Here is a 1,878-nt window from a genome sequence, read left to right as displayed (position 1 = left end):
GAAGCTCGGTTATGGGGCGCCTGATTTCCAGAGCGCCTGATTTCCAGAGCGCCTGATTTCCAGAGCGCCTCCCTGGTCGCTGTCGATACTCACCCTTCGCCATCCAATGGCTTAGGGTGAGCATTGAAAACAATCACTGCCAATGCTCGCCAAGCATATCAGTCAGATATATCAGTCAGACACATCAACCCAGCATGTTAGCTCAGCGTGGTGAAGTGACTCGTCATGGCTCGGGTGATCTGTCGCAAGTCATCATGCGACGTAATATAGGCGGGCATCGTGTATAGCCAACGCCCGAACGGGCGTAGCCAGACACCTTGTGCACGTGCGTGTTCTTGAGCTCCCTCAAGACTCCTGGCGTCATGAACTTCAATGACCGCGGTTGCGCCAAGTACGCGAATATCGCGAATGGCGGGATGGGAGAAATCAAGCAGCTCTTCGCGCAGCACCTGATTGAGCTCGGCAATCTTGGCGAGATAATTATCTTCCTCGAAGACCTTGAGACTCTCCAGTGCCACTCGACATGCTAATGGATTACCCATGAACGTGGGGCCATGCATGAAAGCGGTATTGGCATCCTCGCCATCGAAGGCGTGGAAGATATGGCTTTGCGCGAGAGTGGCAGCATGCCCCAGATAACCGCCGGTCAATCCTTTTGACAACACCATGATGTCAGGCGTGACACTGGCATGCTCACAGGCAAAGAGTTTTCCGGTACGCCCGAAACCGGTGGCTACCTCATCGAAAATCAATACCACACCGAACTCGTCACACAGAGTGCGCGCTGCTTCCAGGTAGAACGGCGAGTACATGTTGAGTCCGCCCGCTGCCTGTAATAGCGGCTCCATCAATAGTGCGGCTATTTCATGGTGATGGGCTTCCAGACAGGCTCTTAGTCCGGCGATATCAGCTTCAACAGCTTCTCGAGAAGCCGTGAAGCCTGCTGTGGGTGCGGGGGCGAAGTAGTGCTTGGGAAGAAAGTCCGCGAATAGTGAGTGCATGCCTTCTTCGGGATCACACACCGCCATGCAGCCTGCGGTATCGCCGTGATATGCCTTCATCAGGGACAGCATGCGAGTGCGCCCTTTGGTGTCATCACGATCCTTGCGCTGCTGTTGATATTGCACGGCCATCTTCATGGCCACTTCCATTCCTACAGAACCGCTGTCCGAGAAAAAGACATGATTTAGCCCCGCTGGTGTAATACGTACCAGAGCCTCGGCGAGCTCCACGGCAGGGCGATGCCGTATACCGCCCAGCATGACATGGCATAGCTCAGCGGCTTGCGCTTGAATGGCGGAGACCAGGCGTGGGTGGCCATAACCATGAATCATGCACCACCAGGAGCATGTGGCATCCAGCAATGTTTCACCGCTGGCGAGAGTCATGCGGGGGCCTGCGCCACCGACTATCTCAAGAGGTGCCGCCATGGCCTGCATCTGCGTATAAGGATGCCAGAGTGCCTGCTGCGGAAGTGTCTGAGGCGTTAGCCGTGTCCGAGTACAGGGCATGTAAAGTCTCCAGCAAGAAAGAAAGGGAAAGATAGATCGTTCTTTGTTAACCATTTTATTCTATCAGGTTGACTGTTGATATAAAACGACGCTATATGGAGAAAGTCCTTTTCGGCGTAAACTAATTTGCTCATTTTTCTACTTTAGAAAGTTCTGCCATTGTAACGTAGAATGCATGCTTTTCATGAACGGCAAAGAAAGCTTCAGGCTTTGATGAACCGTAAATGAAAGAGAGAGTCTTCAGAGAGATTGTAGTGGTCAAGTGTTTTTGGCCACCGAGCTTTGAGCATTCCAGTAGTTCTTTTCTGCCAAGTTCGGCGGTATCCCATCGTTATGCTTGTGCGGCCTGAGGCTGCTGTAGTAACCG

1 protein-coding gene is annotated in these 1,878 nt (G+C 52.9%); it reads right to left on the bottom strand.

Annotated elements, in window-relative coordinates:
• Positions 1-197: 197 nt before the first annotated feature.
• The gene (gene bioA / locus BF12_RS0116965) at positions 198-1,511 is read right to left on the bottom strand and encodes an adenosylmethionine--8-amino-7-oxononanoate transaminase (protein ID WP_024953304.1); all 1,314 of its coding nucleotides are present in this window, start codon (positions 1,509-1,511) and stop codon (positions 198-200) included.
• Between the last annotated feature and the right edge of the window lie 367 nt (positions 1,512-1,878).

The organism is Cobetia crustatorum (assembly GCF_000591415.1).
GTDB lineage: Bacteria > Pseudomonadota > Gammaproteobacteria > Pseudomonadales > Halomonadaceae > Cobetia > Cobetia crustatorum.
The sequence above is the reverse complement of the archived record's forward strand: the minus strand, read 5'-3'. Positions and strand labels throughout refer to the sequence as shown.